Raw genomic sequence first — 18,857 nt, forward strand, 5'->3', positions numbered from 1 at the left:
CAGCATCCCGCAACCGGCGGTTTTACGGTGCGCACCGAGGGGGAAATCACACAATGGGACACGTTCACCGAACGCGGTTGCCTCTCCCCGGGACGGGGAACCCGGCACAGAACCGCGCAACGGGAGCCGCACAGAGGTCGCCGCACCGCCGCGTCGCAGACCGCGCGCCGTGGCAGCGCAGCACATCGGCGCGGGCTCGACGGGCGGGCGGGACAGGGGCGTCGACGTCAGGGGCGCCGGAGCGGATCGCTCACCCCGCCGCACCGCCCTTCGCGCTCCGCCGGTCGCCTCCGCCGCGACTTCCATGAGGGCACACGGGGGTCCGAGTCGTCCTCGGCGTGCCGACAGGAGGTCGGCCATGCAGGTCACCAGGGCCCTGGAGCCCTTTCTCCCCCACCACCTCTGCCGGCGCCTGCTGCCGAGCGGGCTGATGGGACTCTCCGCGACGCTCCTCAAGGCGACCGCCCTGGAGCTCGCGATCCTCACGGGGCACCTCCTCCTGTACCCGTACGGCATCGTCCAGGAGCGCCGCGGCGGGACCACGTCCACGCTCCCCCCGGACGGCGGCGCCGCGAGGGCCGACGGGGCCGGTGATCCGGCGCGGCTGCCGACGCAGGCCCCGCCCCCGGTCGTCCTCCTGCACGGCTTCATCGACAACCGCTCCGTCTTCGTCCTGCTGCGCCGCAGCCTCGCCCAGCACGGCAGGCACCGCGTGGAGTCACTGAACTACTCGCCCCTGACCTGCGACATCCGGATCGCCGCCGAACTGCTCGGACGGCACATCGAGGAGATCTGCCAGCGCACCGGCTGCGGCCGGGTGGACGTCGTGGGGCACAGCCTGGGCGGGCTGATCGCCCGCTACTACGTGCAGCGGCTGGGCGGCGACGGACGCGTGCGGACGCTGGTCACCCTGGGCACCCCGCACGCCGGGACCCGGGTGGCACCGCTGGCGAACGCCCACCCGATCGTGCGCCAGATGCGCCCCGGCTCGGAGGTCATCGAGGAACTGTCCCGGCCCGCGCCCGGCTGCCGTACGCGTTTCGTCAGTTTCTGGAGCGACCTGGACCACCTGATGGCGCCGCTGGAGGCCGCCCGCCTCGACCATCCCGATCTCCTGACCAAGAACGTGCAGGTGAGTGGTATCGGCCACCTCGCTCTTCCGGTGCACCCGGCCGTCGCGACCGGCATACGGGACGCCCTCGACGAGGTCGGCGCGGCGGCGGACGCCACGCCCGGCGCGCCCGGCACTCCCGGAGCGCACACCGGTGATCTGACGGTCGCCTGAGCGCGACCGGCCGGACGATCGCAAGGTGTCACAAGTAGTCCACGACCGGACGCCCGACGCCACTTTCGGCCAGAAAGAGACATGCGACGGCATAACGGCCGCTCCGCGCGGCCGACTTACCGGGTCCACACCGCACCGGAACGACCGCCGAAATTCGAACGGATCTCGAACATAGGGCCAAACCCGTGCCCGCCCTCCCCCGAAACCCCACCGAATGCCCCTTTCCCCCGGGCATGAAACCTGCGGAAGATTGTCGCGCCCGCATACCGCCGGGTACAGTCGCCGCACTGCTCTGGCAGCCCCTGTTGTGCTCTGGCAGACCCTGTCGTCTAGGCGAGAGAGAAGTTGGTGAACGACCGTCACCCGTCGGGGACCATGACCACCCCGGCCCCGGCTTCCGACGCCGAACCGGCGCACCAGGCGTCGTACGGCTCCCCGGAAGCCCCGTACGGCGACTTCACCACGTACAACGGTTACGACTCCGGGATCTACGACACCGGCGCGCACGCCACGGGTCACTTCACGGCCGACCCCCTCTTCGGCGGCATGCCGGGCGACGCCGCGCAGGCCGCCCCGACCGGGACGTACGACGCCACGCAGTGGTCCACGGGCAGCCACCACGTCCTGCACCACGACCCGTACGCGGCCCAGCACCACGCCTCCTACGACACGGGCTCCTACGACGCCACCGCCTGGTCCACGGGCGGGCAGCAGTTGCCGGGCATCCCGCCGCAGGCCCCGGCGGCCGACGGCGGCTGGGGTTCCCCCCTCGCGGAGGGCGACACCGGCGCCTGGCTCCCGCCCGACGAGACCGGCGCCCCCGCCGACCCGACCCAGCAGTGGGAATGGGGCACGCAGGCCTTCGACACCGGCGCCTACGACGCGACGCAGTGGAACTCCGACGGCGGCGAGGCCGCCGAGAGCGGCGACGAGTACGGGCGGCCGGGCGAGGCGGCCTTCGACGAGCAGGCCGAGGTCCCCTTCGACCAGCAGGCCACCGCCACCTTCGAGCAGGTCGGCCGCGGCGGCTCCGGCGACGACGAGTCGGCCGACGCCGCCCCGCGCCTCCTCGACGGCCAGGAGGAGACCGCCCCGGCCCCGCTCGGACGGGCCGCCACCCGCAACGCGAACCGCTCCCGGCGCCGTACGCCCGTGCGGCGCTCCGCGCTGCTGACGGTGGCCGTGCCCTCGGCGTGCGTCATGGGCGTGGCCGGCATCGCGGCGGCCTCGGTCGGCACCCTGACCGGGGGCGAGGAGCAGGACACCACGGCGTCCGCCTCCGAGGCGCAGGCGGTGAAGCCGTCCGCCGCGAACAACAAGCTGGACACCCAGCTCCAGACGCTCACCGCCGAGGCCGACGACTTCGCCGACCGGGCCAGCCGCACGCAGGAACGCATCGACCTCAAGACGCAGCAGGAGGCCGAGAAGAAGAAGGCGGCGGCGGAGGCGGCCCGCAAGGAGCGGCTGCGCCCCAAGTACGCGCTGCCGGTGGCCAACCAGGGGCTGAGCGCCTACTACGGCCAGTCCGGCGTCAACTGGATGTCCCAGCACACCGGTATCGACTTCCCCGTCTCCTACGGCACCACCGTGGTGGCGGCGACCGACGGCACCGTGCGCACCCAGTGGAACAGCGCCTACGGCAACATGCTGATAGTGACGGCGAAGGACGGCACGGAGACCTGGTACTGCCACCTCTCCAGCTACCGCGTCCCCTCCGGTACGACGGTGAAGGCCGGCGACCCGGTCGCGTACTCCGGGAACTCCGGCAACTCCACCGGACCGCACCTGCACTTCGAGGTCCGGCCGGGCGGAGCCTCCTCGATCGACCCGCTGTCGTGGCTGCGCAGCCACGGGCTCGACCCGACGTAGCCCTCCCGGCCCTCGCCCCCTCGACTCCGCGATGAGCCCCCGTCGTCGACCTGACGCCGGGGGCTCGTGCCGTACGCGCTACAGCTTCTCCACCGGCGCGTAGCGCAGCAGCAGCCGCTTCGGCTTGGGCTCGCCGAAGTCGACCGTCGCCTCCGCGTTGGCGCCCGTGCCCTTCACGCCGACGACGGTGCCGAGGCCGAACTGGTCGTGGGTGACGCGGTCGCCGACGGCCAGGGCGATCACCGGCTTCTCCGCGGTGCGCCGCGTGGCGAAGCCGGAGGCGCCGGCCGCCGAGGAACGCGAGCGGGACGACGACAGCGAGGCCGCCACCCCGGACACCGGGCCGGAGGACACCGGCGAGGCCGCCCCCGTCCGCTTCCAGTCCACGTGCGCGGCCGGGATCTCCTCCAGGAACCGCGAGGGCGGGTTGTACGACGGCTGCCCCCAGGCGCTGCGCAGCGCCGAGCGCGTCAGGTAGAGCCGCTCCCGCGCGCGGGTGATGCCGACGTAGGCCAGGCGGCGCTCCTCCTCCAGCTCCTTGGTCTGGCCGAGGGCGCGCATGTGCGGGAACACGCCGTCCTCCATGCCGGTGAGGAAGACCACCGGGAACTCCAGGCCCTTGGCGGTGTGGAGGGTCATGAGCGTGATGACACCCGAACCGTCCTCGCCCTCGTCCGGGATCTGGTCGGAGTCGGCGACCAGCGCGACCCGCTCCAGGAAGTCGGAGAGCGAGCCGGTCGCCTCGCCCTCGCCGGACTCCTGCTCGAACTCCAGCGCCACGGCGGCGAGTTCCTGCAGGTTCTCGATGCGGGTCTCGTCCTGCGGGTCGGTGGAGGCCTGCAACTCGGCCAGATAGCCGGTGCGTTCGAGCACGGCCTCCAGGACGGTCGCCGGTCCCGCGCCCGACTCGACGACCGTGCGCAGCTCCTCCATCAGCGTGTTGAACCGCTTGACGGCGTTCGTGGAGCGCGCGGCCATGCCGTAGGCCTCGTCGACGCGCTTGAGGGCCTGCGGGAAGCTGATCCTCTCGCGCTGGGAGAGGGCGTCGATCATCGCCTCGGCGCGCTCGCCGATGCCGCGCTTGGGCACGTTGAGGATGCGGCGCAGCGGGACCGAGTCCTCGGGGTTGGCGAGGACGCGCAGGTAGGCCAGGACGTCCCGGACCTCCTTGCGCTCGTAGAAGCGGACACCGCCGACGACCTTGTAGGGCAGGCCGACGCGGATGAAGACCTCCTCGAAGACGCGGGACTGCGCGTTGGTCCGGTAGAAGAGGGCGACGTCGCCGGCCTTGGCCTTGCCCGCGTCCGTGAGGCGGTCTATCTCGTCGGCGACGAACTGTGCCTCGTCGTGCTCGGTGTCGGCGACGTAGCCGGTGATGCGCGCGCCCTCGCCCGCGTTGGTCCACAGGTTCTTGGGGCGGCGGGACTCGTTGCGCTCGATGACGGCGTTGGCGGCGGTGAGGATCGTCTGGGTGGAGCGGTAGTTCTGCTCCAGCAGGATCGTGGTGGCGTCCGGGTAGTCCTCCTCGAACTGGAGGATGTTGCGGATGGTCGCCCCGCGGAAGGCGTAGATCGACTGGTCGGCGTCGCCCACGACGCACAGCTCGGCGGGCGGCAGGTCGTCCGCGCCCCGCGGCGCGTCCGCCGGGTGCTCGACGGAGCCGACGAGCTCCCTGACCAGGGCGTACTGGGCGTGGTTGGTGTCCTGGTACTCGTCGACGAGGACGTGCCGGAAGCGACGGCGGTAGTGCTCGGCGACGTCGGGGAAGGCGCGCAGCAGGTTGACCGTCGTCATGATCAGGTCGTCGAAGTCGAGGGCGTTCGCCTCGCGCAGCCGCGACTGGTACATGGCGTAGGCCTGCGCGAGGGTCTTCTCGAAGCCGTCGGCCGCCCGGGCGGCGAAGTCCTCCTCGTCGATCAGCTCGTTCTTCAGGTTGCTGATCTTCGCGCTGAAGGACTTGGGCGGGAAGCGCTTGGGATCGAGGTCGAGGTCGCGGCAGACCAGGGCCATCAGGCGCTTGGAGTCGGCGGCGTCGTAGATCGAGAACGACGAGGTGAAGCCGAGCCGCTTGCTCTCGCGGCGCAGGATGCGCACGCACGCGCTGTGGAAGGTCATCACCCACATCGCGTTCGCCCGCGGGCCGACGAGCTGCTCGACGCGCTCCTTCATCTCGCCCGCGGCCTTGTTGGTGAAGGTGATCGCGAGGATCTGGCCCGGGTGGACGTGCCGCTCGGCGAGGAGGTGGGCGATGCGGTGGGTCAGCACGCGCGTCTTGCCCGAGCCGGCGCCGGCGACGATGAGCAGCGGGGTGCCTGAGTGGACGACGGCCGCGCGCTGGTTGTCGTTGAGCCCCTCCAGGAGCGCCGCCGCGTCGACCGGGGGGCGGGGGGCGCCGTCGCGGTAGTGGGTGTCCCGGTCCGGCGGCACGTCGAACTTCCCGCCGAACAGATCGTCCGGGACCGGCTCCGGAAGGTGATCGTCCTCGGGCGGCGGCGGGGGTTCCTCGTGGTGGCCGCGGGGGGCCTGGAGGTCCGCCAGGAAGCTGTCGTCAAAGAGGCTGCTCATCGCTCTCCGAGTCTAGGCCGCCGCACCGACAGCCCGAAGCCGTCCGGGAAACATCCCCCGCCCCTCACCGAACGGGGCGCCCCCGGCACCGTCGGTGACGCCGGGCGGCAAACCTTCCCGAGGTCACGAAAATGTATCGGGCATATCACCCACCAACCTTCACAGGGGGCACACCGGTTGGCTACCGTGCCGGGCAGGCCGCTCGACCCCCTCCGGCGAACCTCGCCGGGCCGTGCGGCCTCCGCCGAGTCCGGTGCGCCCCGCGGCGACCGGAGCCGGGGACCCACCGAGACCTTGGGGTGAATCGGCTCACTCCCGCGGGAGGCGAGCCGTAGGGCAACCCTTCCACGCATCCGCCCGAACCCGACAGCTAACCCGGTAGGCGGAGCATGGAAGGAGTCGCCTCCCTTGGCGTCGCAGCACCGCAAGCCGCGTCCCGCGAGCACGCGCATGGCAGGCATCCGCACGCCCGCCCTCGCCACCGCCGCCCTCACCTCGGTGGCCCTGCTCTCGCAGACGGCCACCGCCGCCCCCTCCGCCGACGACAGGCCGAGCCTGGAGGAGGTCGAGAAGAAGGTCGACGACCTCTACCGCCAGGCGGAGACGGCCACCGAGAAGTACAACGCCGCCAAGGAGAAGACCGGCAAGCAGCGCAAGAAGGTCGACACCCTCCTCGACGACGTCGCGCAGCGCGCCCAGAAGCTCAACGACGCGCGCGCGGAGCTGGGGGCCTACGCCGCCGCCCAGTACCGCACCGGCGCCACCGCCCCCGACACGGCGACCTTCCTGCTCGCGGACTCCCCGCAGGACTACTTCGACCAGACGCAGCTGATGGGCCGGGTGACCGACCGCCAGAAGGTCGCGGTCGACGACTACTTCGCCGACCAGGCGGAGACGATGAAGAAGCGCGAGGAGGCCTCCCGGAGCCTTCAGACGCTCACCGACTCGCAGGACGACCTGAAGACCGCCAAGGCCACCGTCCAGAAGAAGCTCGGCTCCGCCCGCGCGCTGCTGTCGCAGCTGACGGCCGAGGAGAAGGCGCGGCTGGCGAAGATCGAGGAGCAGAAGCGGCAGGAGGCCGCCCGCAAGGCCGCCGAGCTGGCCGAACAGCAGGCGGAGCAGGCGGCCGCGCGGCAGGAGAGCGCCGGCGCGTCGGACCCGGCGGGCACCGGCACGTCGACGCCCTCGTCGCCCTCGACGTCCTCGGCGTCTCCGTCCCCCTCCACGGATTCCTCGTACGCCACCAAGGCCGGGAAGGCGCTGGCGTTCGCCCGCGCGCAGATCGGCAAGCCGTACGTGTGGGGTGCGACCGGTCCGGACTCCTACGACTGCTCCGGCCTCACCCAGGCCGCCTGGAAGGCCGCCGGCGTCTCCCTGCCGCGCGTCACCTACGACCAGGTGAACGCCGGCACGACGGTCTCCCTCTCCGCCGCGCAACCCGGTGACCTGGTCTTCTTCTACGCCGACGTCACCCATGTCGGCATCTACATAGGCAACGGCATGATGATCCACGCCCCGAAGCCCGGCGCGTACGTGCGCGAGGAGTCGATCTACTACGACGGGGAGTCGTCGATCCACAGCGTGGTGCGCCCGGCCTGACGGAACACCGCCCGCGCGGGCGTGCGGCGCCCGTGCGGGCGGGGGCACCCGTGCGGGCGGCGGCCGGGTGTCCTGCGCCCGCGCGTTTCTCGCCGCCCCCGCGCGCGTGCGCCGGGGGAAGCCGCCGCGCGCTCCCCAGTGCCGTGGCGGGCGACGTTCGCCCGTGAAGGAGCGGCGTCCGGTGCGTGCTCTCGGCGTGTCGGCCGGAGTCCCTCGTACGGGACGTACCCGGGTCTTCGGCCGGTGCGGCGAGAGTGCGTGCCGGGCGTCGCGACGGGGCGGACGTCGCCTGTCGCGGCACTAGCATCGGCGGCATGCCCCGCATCTCTCCCCTCCGCGCCTGGTGGGCCGCGCGTCCACCGGCGGCCGGGGCCGCCGTGACGGCGACCGGCATCCTGTCGGTCGGCCTGCGTCAGACGGGGTACGGCCTCCTGTCCGACGTCACCCTGGCGCTGGCCTGCGCGGCCTGGCTGGCGCTGGCGGCGGACTTCGTCCTGCGGCTGGTGCACGAGCGCGAGCGGTGGCGGGCCGAGGCGGGCACGCCGGCGGCGCTCATGGCCGTGTCGGCCACCACCGTCCTCGGCACCCGGCTCAGCGCGGCCGACCGGTCCGTCCTCGCCTGGGCGCTGCTGGCCCTGGCCGCGGTGCTGTGGCCGGTCCTCATGGTGGACGTCGTACGGCGCTGGGGCCCGCGCATGCCCGGATCGGTGTTCCTGTGCTGTGTGGCGACCCAGGGGCTCGCGGTGCTCGCGGCGAGTCTGGCGCGGGCCGAGTCGGTGGCCTGGCCGGCGCACCTGGCGCTGGTGCCGTTCTGGCTCGGTCTCGTCCTGTACGGCCTCGCGCTGGCCCGCTTCGATCCGCGGCAGGTGCGGGAGGGCCACGGGGACCACTGGGTGTCGGTCGGGGCGCTCGCCGTCTCGGCGCTGGCCGGGTCGACGCTCCTGACGGCCGAGGACGGCGGCCTGTACCTGTGGAACGACGACGACCGCGGCGTCCTGCGCACGGTGACCGTCGCGCTGCTCGTGCTCGCCCTGGCCGGGTACGCCGTGCTGCTCGCCGCGGAGGTGCGGTGGCCGCGGACGCGCCGCGACGTGCGCCGCTGGGCGACGGTGTTCCCGATGGGGATGACGGCGGCGGTGACGCTGTCGGTCGCCGCCGCCGACGGCGTGCCGTGGCTGGAGGTCGCCGGGGAGGTGCTGCTGTGGGCCGCGGTGGCGGCGTGGTCGGCCGTCGCCGCGGGGGCGGTCGCGGACGGGCGGGCGTGGCTCAGGTCCAGAGCACCGCGATGAAGACGTTGGCCACGGTCAGCAGGCCGACGAGGCCGAACAGGGGCTTCTCCACCCGCTCCTCGTCCCGCTTCACGTAGACCAGGCCGAGGATCACGATCAGCAGGGCCAGCTTCACACCGATCTTGACGTTGTTCACCTCCTGGTCGTCCGCCTGGTTGAGGCCGACCAGGATCACGCCGGTGACCAGCATCGTCGCGGCACCGTGCAGCATCGCGGGGACGAAGCGGGCCGTGCCCTGCCCCATCGCCTTCATCTGGGTGAGGAAACCGCCGAGCAGCGCGGCGATGCCGACGATGTGCAGGCCGACGAAGAGGTGGATGAGTACGTCCATGAGGCCGGATGCTAGCCACCGGGCCGGACGCCTCCCGACACCGGCCCGCACCCACCGCCCCCACCCGCGGGTGTGCGCCGCATAGCAGCGTGCCGCTTCGGGGCGCCCGGGATTCGCCGCATCGGTCGGCCCACCGCGTGAAGTCGACGACCGGGGACCGGCGGTACGGGCAGGTCCGGTCACCCGGCGGTCCGCTCCTGTCACTTCCGTACATCGCGTCACCGGACCGGCACGAACGGGCCTAGCGTCCTCCCCCAGGTGACCGGCTTCCCACCGCCGCCCGGACCAGGGGCGGCAGCCGGACACCACCGCCGAGAGTCCGGCGGCGCTCCGCTCCCCCGTGCGGACGTCGCCGGGCGCGTCAGCCGCACCGTGCGGCCGTACGTCCGCTCCCCCGGCGGCCGGGGCCGTCCCCGCGCGGCCCCGGTCACCGGCGGGCGTACCGACGAGGCGGTCGACGAAAGGACGTGCAGTCTTACGTGGCAGCGCACCGCAAGCCCCGTCAGCGTTCGGTCGGCGGCCACACGGCCCGCGCGGCGGCGACCCTCGCCCTCGCCGGGGTGGCCGGCGCGACCGCCTTCGACGGGGTCGGGCACGCCGAGCCGAATCCCACCCCGGCCCAGGTGAAGGCCAAGGTGGACAAGCTGTACCAGGAGGCCGAGGCCGCCACCGAGAAGTACAACGGCGCCCGGGAGAGGGCGACCGCCGCCGAACGGCGGCTGGAGACGCTGCGCGACGAGGCCGCGCGCAAGGAGGCCCGGCTCAACACGGCCCGCGAGGCGCTCGGGACGATGGCCGCGGCACAGTACCGCGGCGGCGGTCTCGACCAGGCGGTGCAGCTCGCGCTCTCCGACGACCCCGACCGGTACCTCGACGACGCCGCCCTCGCCGAACGGGCGGGCGACCGCCAGTCCGCCGCCGTCACCCGGGTCGGCAGGCAGCTGCGGGAGATCGAGCAGCTGCGCGGCGCCGCCCGCGTGCAGCTGGCCTCGCTCAAGACGCGTCAGGCGGAGCTGAAGCGGCACAAGAGGACGATCACCGAGAAGCTGGCCACGGCGCGGCGCCTGCTGAACCGGCTCACGGCCGCGGAACGGGCCCGGCTCACCGCGGACACGGGCGGCGGGACGGACACCCGTGCCTCACGGACCTCGGCGGGAGCCCGCGAGGGCCTGCCCGCCCCCGGCGCGGCCACCGCGGCCGGCTCCCGCGCGGCGGCGGCCGTCTCCTACGCCTACGCCAAGCTGGGCAGCCCCTACGTGTGGGGGGCGACCGGCCCGGACGCCTTCGACTGCTCGGGCCTGATCCAGGCGGCGTACCGCTCGGCGGACGTCTCCCTGCCCCGCACGACGTACGCCCAGATCGACGCCGGGCGCCGCGTCTCCCGCTCCGAGCTCCGGCCGGGCGACCTGGTGTTCTTCTACCCCGGCGTCACCCATGTCGGGCTCTACATCGGCGGCGGCAGGATGATCCACGCCCCGAACCCGTCGGCCCCGGTGCGCGTCGCCCCGATCGACGAGATGCCGTACGCGGGGGCGACCCGGGTGGTCTGAGGCTCCCCCGTCACACCAGCCGGCGGGCCGTCGCCCAGCGGGTCAGCTCGTGGCGGTTGGACAGCTGGAGCTTGCGCAGGACCGCCGACACGTGGGACTCGACCGTCTTCACCGAGATGAACAGCTGCTTGGCGATCTCCTTGTAGGCGTAACCGCGCGCGATGAGGCGCAGCACCTCGCGCTCGCGCTGGGTGAGACGGTCGAGGTCCTCGTCGACCGGCGGGGCGTCGGTGGAGGCGAAGGCGTCCAGGACGAACCCGGCGAGCCGCGGCGAGAAGACCGCGTCGCCCTCCTGGACGCGGAAGACGGAGTCGACCAGGTCGGTGCCGGTGATCGTCTTGGTGACATAGCCGCGCGCGCCGCCGCGGATGACGCCGATCACGTCCTCCGCGGCGTCCGAGACGGACAGCGCGAGGAAACGCACGGGTCGCTCGGCGTCGCTCATCAACGGGGCGCAGCGGCGCAGCACTTCGACGCCGCCGCCACCCGGCAGGTGCACGTCGAGCAGGACCACCTCGGGCCGGGTCGCGGTGATGACCGTGACCGCCTGGTCGACGTCGGCGGCCTCGCCCACGACCTCCACACCGGTCTCCTCGGTCCGGCCGATCTCGGCCTGCACCCCCGTGCGGAACATGCGGTGGTCGTCGACGAGGACCACCCGCACGTGCCGTCCGGCGCCGCCCCCGTCGTGCGCGGGAGCGGCCGCCGGGGCCGCCCCCGTCGTGCCGTTCGTCTCGGTCGGGTCGCTCATCACTTCTCCGCCCTCTCCATCTCCAGCTCGACCTCCGTGCCGCCGCCCGGGACCGCCCGCAGCCGCGCCGTGCCGCCGTTGCGCTCCATGCGGCCGATGATCGATTCTCTGACGCCCATCCGGTCGGCGGGTATCGCGTCGAGGTCGAAGCCGGGACCGCGGTCCCGGACGGACACGAAGACCGTCCTGCCCTCGACCTCGGCGTAGACCTGTACGGCGCCGCCCTCGCCACCGTACTTGGCGGCGTTCACCATCGCTTCGCGCGCGGCCTGCATCTGCGCGGTCAGCCGCTCGTCGAGCGGGCAGTCGCCGACGACCACGACCTCCAGGGGGACGCCGTGCTTGTCCTCCACCTCCGCGGCGTGGCGCCGGACCGCGTCGGCGAGGGCGGTGGGCTCGTCCGCCTCGTCCTTTCCGGTGCCCTCCGGCTTGTACAGCCAGGTGCGCAGGTCGCGCTCCTGGGCGCGGGCGAGGCGGCGCACCTCGCCCGCGTTCTCCGCGTTGCGCTGGATCAGGGTCAGGGTGTGCAGCACCGAGTCGTGCACGTGGGCGGCGACCTCGGCCCGCTCCTGCGCGCGGATGCGCATCAGCCGCTCCTCGGACAGGTCCTGCGTCATGCGCACCAGGTAGGGCCCGGCGAGCAGGGTGATGCCGACCAGGACGGCGAGGGCCGCCTGCAGGACCGAACCGAGGTGGGCCGCGGAACCCTGGAGGACGAAGATGCCGGAGACGCCCGCGGTGACCAGCAGGACACCGGCTCCGGCGCGCAGCAGCGTGAGCGTGCGGCGCCGCCGGCCGACCTCGACCCAGCGGGCCCGCCGGGCGTTGTCCGCCTGGCGCCAGACGAGGGCGACGCCCGCGCCGACGAGCACGGCGGGCAGGAGGTAGGCCTTGGCGCCACTGCCCAGGTTCACGTTGCCGACGAAGACCATGGCGACGACGACCATGAGGAGCAGGGCGACGATCTGGCCCCTGTCGGGCTTGCGGGCGACGAGTCTGCGACGGCCGTCGGGCGCGGACCCGCCGGCGACGAAGGAGGAGGGCCGCTGATCGCCGACCCCGCCGATGCCGAGCGGGACGAAGAACCAGAAGGCCGCGTAGAGCAGGGCACCGAGACCGTCCGCCATGAACAGGCCGACGAACACGAGCCGCACCCAGATCACGGGCAGCCCGAGATGTCCGGCGAGCCCCCGCGCCACACCACCCAGCCAGCGTCCGTCGCCGCTGCGGTAGAGCTTGCGCGGCGGCCGCGGTTCGACGAGTGGCGCTGTGGCGGCTTCCGGCATGCCAACGATGGTCACACGGCCACAGGTCCCGGGCATCAGGGTTCGTCCCCGAGACGCCCCTGATCTTCGGCCGCCCCGCACGGCGAACGCTTCCCGGGTGGCGGCTCAGGGCCGATATCAGGGTCCGACCAGGGTCGTTCCGACTGCCGCCGGGGCCGCTCGCCCGCCACCATGGACTCATGACGGATCACCAGCACGCCGCGGACACCGGACCGGACGGGGGCGGCGCACCCGACGCCGACACCCCGCCCGCCGGTGCCCGCGGCGGGGCGTCGACGGGCGGCCCCGGCTCCCACCCCGGCTCCCCTCCCGGCGGCGGCCCCGGCCTCGGCCTCGCCGAGCGTCCCCCGCACCGGTTCCGCCGCGACCGCGAGCACAAGCTGCTCGCCGGCGTGTGCGCGGGCCTCGGACGGCAGTGCGACATGGACCCGGTGATCTTCCGGATCACGCTCGCCGTCCTCTCCGCGACCGGCGGCATCGGCCTCATCTTCTACGGCTTCGCCTGGCTGTTCGTCCCCTACACCGACGACGGCGGGAACGAGGTGCGCAAGCTGCTGACCGGCCGGGTCGACGGCCAGGCCCTCGCGGCCGTGCTGTTCGCGCTGGTGGGCTGCGGGGTGTTCCTGTCGATGCTCAACAACGGCGGTGTGCTCACCTTCGCCGTCGTCCTCTCCCTCCTGCTGGCCGGCGCCGGCTACTGGTCGCGGCACCGGGAGGCCTCCGACGCCGACCCGCTCGCCGCCCAGGCCGTGGCCGACGCCCCGCCGGAGGCCAAGGCGCCCCCGGTCCCGGCCGCGTACCCGTCCTGGTGGCGCGACCCGATCGTGAAGGACGGCACGCACGACGGCGGCACGGGATACCTGTGGGGCCCCGGGGACTCCGGCGCCCCGGACTTCATGTCCTCGGTCGACGTGGACCTCACCGGGTACGCGCACAGCCGCCAGGACATACGCACCCCGTACGCCAGGGCGCCCCGGTCGCGGGGTCCCCGCTGGATCGGCGGCTGGTCCTTCCTGCTCGCGCTGCTCGCGGGCGGCCTGGCGACCCGGTTCGCCTGGGACGGGCACCCGCTGGGCACCAGCCTGCAGGCCGGCCTGTCCGTCGCGCTGGTCGTGCTCGGCACGGGGATCGCGGTCAGCTCGCTGCTGGGGCGCACCGGCGCGGGGTCGGTCCTCCTGGCGATCGTCACGGCCGGCCTGCTCGCCGGCTCGGCCACGGTGCCGAAGGACATCGGCACGCGCTGGGTCGACACCACGTGGCGGCCCGCGACGGCGGCGGACGTCCGGGAGGGCTATGACCTCGGCACCGGTGACGCCACCCTGGACCTGTCCCGGCTCCGGCCCGCGAAGGGGCGGACGGTGAGCACCGACGCCGAGGTGGGACTCGGCCGGCTGCGGGTGGTCGTGCCGCCGGACGTGACGGTGGAGGTCCGGATCGACGTGGGCCTGGGCGACATCCGACTGCCGGGTGAGGACCGGAAGGACGTGGACGTGGAGCCGGGCAAGCACAGGGAGGTGACCTTGTCCCCCCTCTCCGGCGGCAAGGACACCGGGACGATCGACCTCGACCTCCGGGTCGGGGCGGGACAGGTGGAGGTGGCCCGTGCTGCGTCATGATTTCCGGCCGGGCCGGCTGGTCGCCGGCTCCGCCTTCGTCCTGGTGGGAATCATGTACGCGGGCGACGCGGGCGGTCACTGGGAGACCCCCTGGTTCGCCGTCGTCCCCGTCGTCGTGGCCGGTCTGTGTCTGGCGGCCGTCGCCGGTCTCGTGAGCCGCGCGGTCCGCGGACGCCGGGACGCGAAGCCGGGCTCCTCCGCGGACCGGGGCACGGACACGGGAACGGGAGCGGAGTCGGCGAGACCGGCGGGAAACTGACCGCGGGAGCGGGGCCGGCCGGGGAACCGGTCCCGGCCGAGGACCGTGCCCAGGGAGGGCACGGCCTACAGGAAGCCTCCGGACCGCTGACGCCTCCTGGTGTGCCAGGCGGCGTCGAGGGAGAGGACCGGGGCGCCGGCGAGGACGAGCGGCAGCCACGCCATGAGGTAGGCGAGGTCGTTGCCGTAGTAGTACGGGTCGGAGGCCCAGCTCACGGTCAGCCACAGGCTGAGGGAGATCAGCGCGCCGCCGAGGGCGGCCAGGCGGGTGAGGACGCCGAGGAGGGTGCCGATGCCGACGGCGAGTTCACCGAAGGCCATGGCGTAACCGAAGCCGGTGGGGTTCTTGAGGGCGAGGTCGACCAGGGCGGGGACGGCCGAGGAGTCCCGCACCGCCCGCATGGTGTCGCCGATCGAGCCGGCGCCGCTGTCCTTGAGGAAGGCGCCGTCGGTGAGTTTGTCGAGGCCGGCGTAGACGAAGGTGACGCCGAGGAAGATCCGGAGCGGGAGGAGGGCGTAACGGGTGGCGGTGTCCCGCCAGTTGCCGCGGTCGCCGTCGAGATAGGGGGAGCGCGTGTCCGTCCGCCTGCTGTGAGTCATCGCCCGTAGCCGCCCGTCGCCCGCAGTGATGGAACCCTCAACAAACCATACGCACGAAAGGGAGGGCGCGCTCAATGGTCGGTCAGGTTGCCGAACGTCTCTTCCGGGCTTTGAGCGTCCGGGCTCTGGACGTCCGGGTCCCGGCTGTCCGGGCCCTGGGCGTCCGGGGCTCGCGCGCCCCCGTTGCGCCCGTCTCAGTCCGTCACGTCGATCGTGCAGCGGTTCGTCTCCACGCCGGCCGCGGTGACCACCTGCACCTCCACCCGGCCGGGCTCGACCTCCACCGGGACCGGGACGGTGAGGACCGCGTCGGTGGGATTGCTGAAGCCGCCCGTGACCGGGACGAGGGGCACGTGGACGTGGACGGCGCCGATGCGGACGACCATGCGGGAGAGGCGGTCGGCGGTCTGCGCGCCCGGCGGCACGAACCCGGCGCCGCGGATCTCGATGTCGTCACCGGTGCGGATCGGGGCGTCCAGGTCGCCCGCCTCGCGGGAGCGGACGACGGACAGGATCACGGGCCGCCCGCCCTCGGCGTACTTCCCGGCGAGGTAGGTCGCGGCCGACACCAGCACCATCACCGCCAGGCCCCAGGGCAGGTCGGGCAGCTGGTCGGGGCGGCGGGCGAGGCGTACGGCGGCGAAGACCAGGGCGACGGCGCTGATGACGACGTACTGGATGTCGGCGAAGGTGCCGCGGCCGGCGTCGTCGGTGAACAGGTCGGCGGCGCGGGGCCGGTGTGCGCGGACCTTCTGGAGCCGCTGGCCGAGGACGCGCATGCCGACCACGCGCCGCACCAGCACGGCGATCGCGCAGACCACGGCGAGGACGGTCACCGCGCCGGCGCCGTGCGCCAGGTCGAGTCCGGAGATCAGGGCGTCGCGCTCGGCGGGTCCGGACGCGGCCGCCAGCCTTCCCACCAGGACCAGTACCGCGTACACCACGAACAGCACCCAGGCGGCGGCGACCGCGCGGGAGGTGGACAGGCGGTTGTCCTCGCCGATCACGGGGGCCAGCGCCCCGCCGCGCGTCCGGTGGAACCAGGAGGCCGCCGTCAGGGCGCCGCCGACGAGCAGCGCGGCGAGCAGTCCGGCGGTGCGGGCCGTGGTCCAGCCGGCGCCGATCGCGGTCAGGGACTGCACCAGCAGCAGGGTGACGACCGCGGCCCCGACCGTGCGGGCCGTGCGCGGCCAGACCCGGTCGAGCCAGAACTCGCCCTCGGCGCGGCCGCGTTCGGCGACGAGCTCGGCGGACTGGGCCAGTTCCTCCGACACCCACTGGCGGGAGGCGGACGCCGAGTGGGCGACGGCGGCCGGCAGCCCCTGTCCGGCGGCGAACCCGTCGCGCTTCGCCAGGAAGGCGGCGACCGCCCGCCGGTGCCCCTCGCGCGCCCCGTGCGGGCAGTCCCCGCAGGCACAGCCCCCGTCGTGCGCGCCCGGTTCCGGGCCCTGTCTCGCCTCCTGCACCGCCACTGCCGATGCCCGCCTTCCCCACTACCCGTACGGCTGGTGGCCCCGGTGAGAACCGGCCCCCGACCTTGTGAACAACTCCCCTGCAACGACAGCGAATTGTGCCTTACGGCACACCGCCGTGCTCCGGCAGGTCTGGTCAGCGCGGGTGAATCCGGGACCGCCGTGTTGACCCGGCTAGTCGAGCAGGTCGGGTTCGCTGCGGCTGATGTCCTGCCACAGGGGCTGGTAGTTGATCCACGCCACCAGGTCGCCGCCGAGCTGTTCCCGGGTCGCCACCGCCGCCTTGTGCTCGATCAGGACGGGGCGGCCGGCGGCGCGGGCGGTGAGCTGGACCTGGCTGGAGCGTTCCATCGACAGGAACCACCAGGCCGCCGCGTCCACCGAGTCGCCGACGGTCAGCGGCCCGTGGTTGCGCAGGACCAGTGCCTTGCGGCTGCCGAGCGCGGCCGCGATGCGCCGCCCCTCCTCCGCGTCGACGGCGACGCCGGTGTAGGCGTCGTACAGCGCCATGTCCTCGTAGAAGGCGCAGCTCTCCTGGGTGATGGGGTCGATCAGTTCGCCGAGGGCGGCGAGGGCACGCCCGTGGACGGAGTGGCAGTGGGCGACGGCGACGACGTCCGGCCGGGCGGCGTGCACCTGCGCGTGCACGGTGAAGGCGGCCTGGTTGACGTGGTAGCGGCCCTCGACGACCTGTCCGTCGGCGTTGACGAGGACGAGGTCGCTCACGGTGACGTGCTTGAAGGGGACGCCGAACGGATTGACCCAGAAGCAGTCGCTGTGCTCGGGGTCGCGTGCGGTGATGTGGCCGGAGACCCCGTCCTCGAAGCCGTGGCGTCCGAAGATCCGTACGGCGCCCGCGAGCCGTTCCCTGCGGTGCCGGCGCTCGTCCTCGACCGATTCGTGCATCGGCGGCATGGCGAACCGCAGTCGGTCGGTGGGCAGCGGGGCGGGAGACGTGGGCCCGTGCATCGGTCCTCCAGCACTGGGATGCGTTACGGGCGGAAGCTACCGCCGGTCAGGGGAAAAGGGCAGAGCCGTTGTGCAAAGATGACGATTTTCGTCACCCGTGGAGTACGACGTGAGCAGCACCGACCGGCACCTCTCCTCCCTCATGCGGCAGATCGCCACCCGCGACGAGGTCGAACTGGTCCACCCCTTCGCCGAGTGGCAGACCTTCGGCGCGCTGGCCTACGTCGCCGAGTGCTACGGCTTCCGCTACGCGGGCGTGCGGCTGATCGGCAAGCAGCGGGTCGTCCACGTCACCCTGGTGCGCGACACCTCCCCCTGGGCGCGGCAGCGGGCGGCGGCGAACACCGCGGCCTTCCCCGACCCGGGCGCCGGGCGTCCCGTGCCGGGCATGTACCTCGGCTCGCTCACCCCGGTCCCCGAGGCGCGGCCGGACGTCGAGCTGCTCACGACGCTCATCCGTCACGAGGCGCTGGAGGCGGCCGTGAACCGCCGGCAGCTGCTGGCCATGGCCTGGGGCTTCGCCGCGCTGTTCCTGCTGATGGCGCCGCTGACCGGGAAGTACGCCGTGCTGCTCCCGCTCGCCGTCCTGACCCCGCTGGGTCTGCTGGGAGCCCTGCGGGTCAACGCCTCCCGGCGGGCGAAGCTGGCGCGGCAGCTCGTCGCGGCGGGCTGCACGGCCGTACCGGACGGGTCGGGCCGGGTGCGCCACACGCGGCCGGCACCCCACACCGTCTGATCCACCCGACCCCCGGCCCCCGGCCTCCCGCCTACGCACCGCCCCGCCCCGCCTCGCACCACCCCGTCCCGTCCGGGATCCCCGACCCGTGACCCGCGGCCCGTCCCGTCATACCGGACAGAAGGTGTCGGGTATCGGCGCCACACTCGCCGTATGACAGCAGCACGCTCGACAGCGGGTTCGACAGGACGTTCCGCGACAGCGGTGAACTGGGCGGTGTTCGCCGGGGCGGAGCCGGAATTCGCGCGGGTCGTCGAGGAGCGCTTCGGCGCCTTCACGCACCACGTCCTCGCGACCCTGCGCAAGGACGGCTCCCCGCGCACCAGCGGACTGGAGGTGCGCTTCCTCCACGGTGAGCTGTGGCTCGGCATGATGCCGGGCTCGCTCAAGGTGCTCGACCTGCGCCGCGATCCCCGTTTCTCGCTCCAGGCCAACCCGGGCGAGGGCACCGGGATGGGCGGCGGCGACGTACGGATCGGCGGGCGGGCCGTCGAGGTCGAGGACGGGGCGGCGCGGGCCGCGTACGTGGAAGAGGTGGAACCGCCGCAGCCGTTCCACCTCTTCCGCACCGAGCTGACGGAGGTCGTGCGGACCCGCGTCGAGGACGACACGTATCTGGTCGCCCGGGTCTGGCGGCCCGGAGAGCCGGTGCGCTCTCTCAGGCGGACTTGAAGCCCGAAG

General features: G+C 73.4%; 16 protein-coding genes and 1 riboswitch. Of the genes, 9 read left to right on the forward strand and 7 right to left on the reverse strand.

Going from position 1 to position 18,857, the window contains the following annotated elements:
* The first annotated feature begins 358 nt into the window (after window positions 1–358).
* Together ACZ5FU_RS04085 and ACZ5FU_RS04090 are read left to right on the forward strand one after the other, a co-directional pair.
* Window positions 359–1,285 (forward strand): esterase/lipase family protein, encoded by a 927-nt coding sequence (locus tag ACZ5FU_RS04085; RefSeq protein ID WP_451525181.1) that lies wholly within the window; start codon window positions 359–361, stop codon window positions 1,283–1,285.
* 348 nt (window positions 1,286–1,633) lie between these two features.
* A complete protein-coding gene (locus ACZ5FU_RS04090; RefSeq protein ID WP_469044376.1) occupies window positions 1,634–3,154 on the forward strand; it encodes a M23 family metallopeptidase in 1,521 nt (506 codons plus the stop codon).
* Window positions 3,155–3,232: 78 nt separating this feature from the next.
* Here the strand turns inward: ACZ5FU_RS04090 and pcrA are convergent, their stop codons facing one another.
* Window positions 3,233–5,719: a DNA helicase PcrA gene (gene pcrA, locus ACZ5FU_RS04095; protein ID WP_451525179.1), complete on the reverse strand. Its 2,487-nt coding sequence runs from the start codon at window positions 5,717–5,719 to the stop codon at window positions 3,233–3,235.
* A gap of 232 nt (window positions 5,720–5,951) precedes the next feature.
* Window positions 5,952–6,119, forward strand: a riboswitch (cyclic di-AMP (ydaO/yuaA leader).
* A 50-nt stretch (window positions 6,120–6,169) separates the two neighbouring features.
* Between pcrA and ACZ5FU_RS04100 the strand changes: the two genes are divergently transcribed.
* Both ACZ5FU_RS04100 and ACZ5FU_RS04105 read left to right on the forward strand, forming a co-directional pair.
* Complete coding sequence (locus tag ACZ5FU_RS04100) at window positions 6,170–7,318, forward strand: C40 family peptidase (RefSeq protein ID WP_451525640.1); 1,149 nt, start codon at window positions 6,170–6,172, stop codon at window positions 7,316–7,318.
* Between the two features lie 314 nt (window positions 7,319–7,632).
* Window positions 7,633–8,607, forward strand: coding sequence for a tellurite resistance/C4-dicarboxylate transporter family protein (locus tag ACZ5FU_RS04105; protein ID WP_469044378.1), 975 nt, complete (start codon window positions 7,633–7,635; stop codon window positions 8,605–8,607).
* Here ACZ5FU_RS04105 and ACZ5FU_RS04110 read toward each other — a convergent pair.
* Window positions 8,585–8,938, reverse strand: coding sequence for a hypothetical protein (locus ACZ5FU_RS04110; protein ID WP_451525177.1), 354 nt, complete (start codon window positions 8,936–8,938; stop codon window positions 8,585–8,587). The genes ACZ5FU_RS04105 and ACZ5FU_RS04110 overlap by 23 nt on opposite strands.
* A gap of 479 nt (window positions 8,939–9,417) precedes the next feature.
* On the opposite strand from ACZ5FU_RS04110, the gene ACZ5FU_RS04115 reads away from it, so the two are divergent.
* On the forward strand, window positions 9,418–10,488 hold the full coding sequence (locus ACZ5FU_RS04115; protein ID WP_469044380.1) for a C40 family peptidase: 1,071 nt from the start codon (window positions 9,418–9,420) through the stop codon (window positions 10,486–10,488).
* Between the two features lie 10 nt (window positions 10,489–10,498).
* Here ACZ5FU_RS04115 and ACZ5FU_RS04120 read toward each other — a convergent pair whose 3' ends face one another.
* Window positions 10,499–11,239: a LuxR C-terminal-related transcriptional regulator gene (locus ACZ5FU_RS04120; RefSeq protein ID WP_451525175.1), complete on the reverse strand. Its 741-nt coding sequence runs from the start codon at window positions 11,237–11,239 to the stop codon at window positions 10,499–10,501.
* Window positions 11,239–12,561 carry an ATP-binding protein gene (locus ACZ5FU_RS04125; protein WP_451525174.1) on the reverse strand — a complete coding sequence of 441 codons (1,323 nt, stop codon included), beginning with the start codon at window positions 12,559–12,561 and terminating at the stop codon, window positions 11,239–11,241. Before ACZ5FU_RS04125 ends, ACZ5FU_RS04120 begins: the two co-directional genes overlap by 1 nt.
* A 143-nt stretch (window positions 12,562–12,704) precedes the next feature.
* On the opposite strand from ACZ5FU_RS04125, the gene ACZ5FU_RS04130 reads away from it, so the two are divergent.
* Window positions 12,705–14,141, forward strand: coding sequence for a PspC domain-containing protein (locus ACZ5FU_RS04130; protein ID WP_469044382.1), 1,437 nt, complete (start codon window positions 12,705–12,707; stop codon window positions 14,139–14,141).
* Window positions 14,128–14,400, forward strand: a complete 273-nt coding sequence (locus ACZ5FU_RS04135) for a hypothetical protein (protein WP_469044384.1) — start codon at window positions 14,128–14,130, stop codon at window positions 14,398–14,400. Before ACZ5FU_RS04130 ends, ACZ5FU_RS04135 begins: the two co-directional genes overlap by 14 nt.
* Window positions 14,401–14,465: 65 nt before the next feature.
* Here the strand turns inward: ACZ5FU_RS04135 and ACZ5FU_RS04140 are convergent, their stop codons facing one another.
* The 3 genes from ACZ5FU_RS04140 to ACZ5FU_RS04150 all read right to left on the reverse strand — a co-directional run bounded on the left by ACZ5FU_RS04140 (window position 14,466) and on the right by ACZ5FU_RS04150 (window position 17,440).
* On the reverse strand, window positions 14,466–14,999 hold the full coding sequence (locus ACZ5FU_RS04140; RefSeq protein WP_451525171.1) for a DoxX family protein: 534 nt from the start codon (window positions 14,997–14,999) through the stop codon (window positions 14,466–14,468).
* A 194-nt stretch (window positions 15,000–15,193) separates the two neighbouring features.
* Complete coding sequence (locus ACZ5FU_RS04145; RefSeq protein WP_469044386.1) at window positions 15,194–16,471, reverse strand: hypothetical protein; 1,278 nt, start codon at window positions 16,469–16,471, stop codon at window positions 15,194–15,196.
* Window positions 16,472–16,645: 174 nt separating this feature from the next.
* Window positions 16,646–17,440, reverse strand: a complete 795-nt coding sequence (locus ACZ5FU_RS04150) for a class II aldolase/adducin family protein (protein WP_468642875.1) — start codon at window positions 17,438–17,440, stop codon at window positions 16,646–16,648.
* A gap of 109 nt (window positions 17,441–17,549) precedes the next feature.
* Between ACZ5FU_RS04150 and ACZ5FU_RS04155 the strand changes: the two genes are divergently transcribed.
* Complete coding sequence (locus ACZ5FU_RS04155; RefSeq protein ID WP_469044388.1) at window positions 17,550–18,176, forward strand: hypothetical protein; 627 nt, start codon at window positions 17,550–17,552, stop codon at window positions 18,174–18,176.
* Window positions 18,177–18,329: 153 nt separating this feature from the next.
* Window positions 18,330–18,848: a pyridoxamine 5'-phosphate oxidase family protein gene (locus ACZ5FU_RS04160; RefSeq protein ID WP_451525167.1), complete on the forward strand. Its 519-nt coding sequence runs from the start codon at window positions 18,330–18,332 to the stop codon at window positions 18,846–18,848.
* The last annotated feature ends 9 nt before the right edge of the window (window positions 18,849–18,857 follow it).

It is taken from the genome of Streptomyces sp. NPDC031554 (genome assembly GCF_055580685.1).

Excerpts from the sequence above, each read along its gene's own strand:
- ACZ5FU_RS04105 (WP_469044378.1), top strand. The coding sequence starts at position 7,633 with ATGCCCCGCATCTCTCCCCTCCGCGCCTGGTGGGCCGCGCGTCCACCG.
- ACZ5FU_RS04130 (WP_469044382.1), top strand. The coding sequence starts at position 12,705 with ATGACGGATCACCAGCACGCCGCGGACACCGGACCGGACGGGGGCGGC.
- ACZ5FU_RS04120 (WP_451525175.1), bottom strand. The coding sequence starts at position 11,239 with ATGAGCGACCCGACCGAGACGAACGGCACGACGGGGGCGGCCCCGGCG.
- ACZ5FU_RS04100 (WP_451525640.1), top strand. The coding sequence starts at position 6,170 with ATGGCAGGCATCCGCACGCCCGCCCTCGCCACCGCCGCCCTCACCTCG.
- ACZ5FU_RS04160 (WP_451525167.1), top strand. The coding sequence starts at position 18,330 with ATGACAGCAGCACGCTCGACAGCGGGTTCGACAGGACGTTCCGCGACA.
- pcrA (WP_451525179.1), bottom strand. The coding sequence starts at position 5,719 with ATGAGCAGCCTCTTTGACGACAGCTTCCTGGCGGACCTCCAGGCCCCC.
- ACZ5FU_RS04150 (WP_468642875.1), bottom strand. The coding sequence starts at position 17,440 with ATGCACGGGCCCACGTCTCCCGCCCCGCTGCCCACCGACCGACTGCGG.
- ACZ5FU_RS04125 (WP_451525174.1), bottom strand. The coding sequence starts at position 12,561 with ATGCCCGGGACCTGTGGCCGTGTGACCATCGTTGGCATGCCGGAAGCC.
- ACZ5FU_RS04110 (WP_451525177.1), bottom strand. The coding sequence starts at position 8,938 with ATGGACGTACTCATCCACCTCTTCGTCGGCCTGCACATCGTCGGCATC.
- ACZ5FU_RS04140 (WP_451525171.1), bottom strand. The coding sequence starts at position 14,999 with ATGACTCACAGCAGGCGGACGGACACGCGCTCCCCCTATCTCGACGGC.
- ACZ5FU_RS04085 (WP_451525181.1), top strand. The coding sequence starts at position 359 with ATGCAGGTCACCAGGGCCCTGGAGCCCTTTCTCCCCCACCACCTCTGC.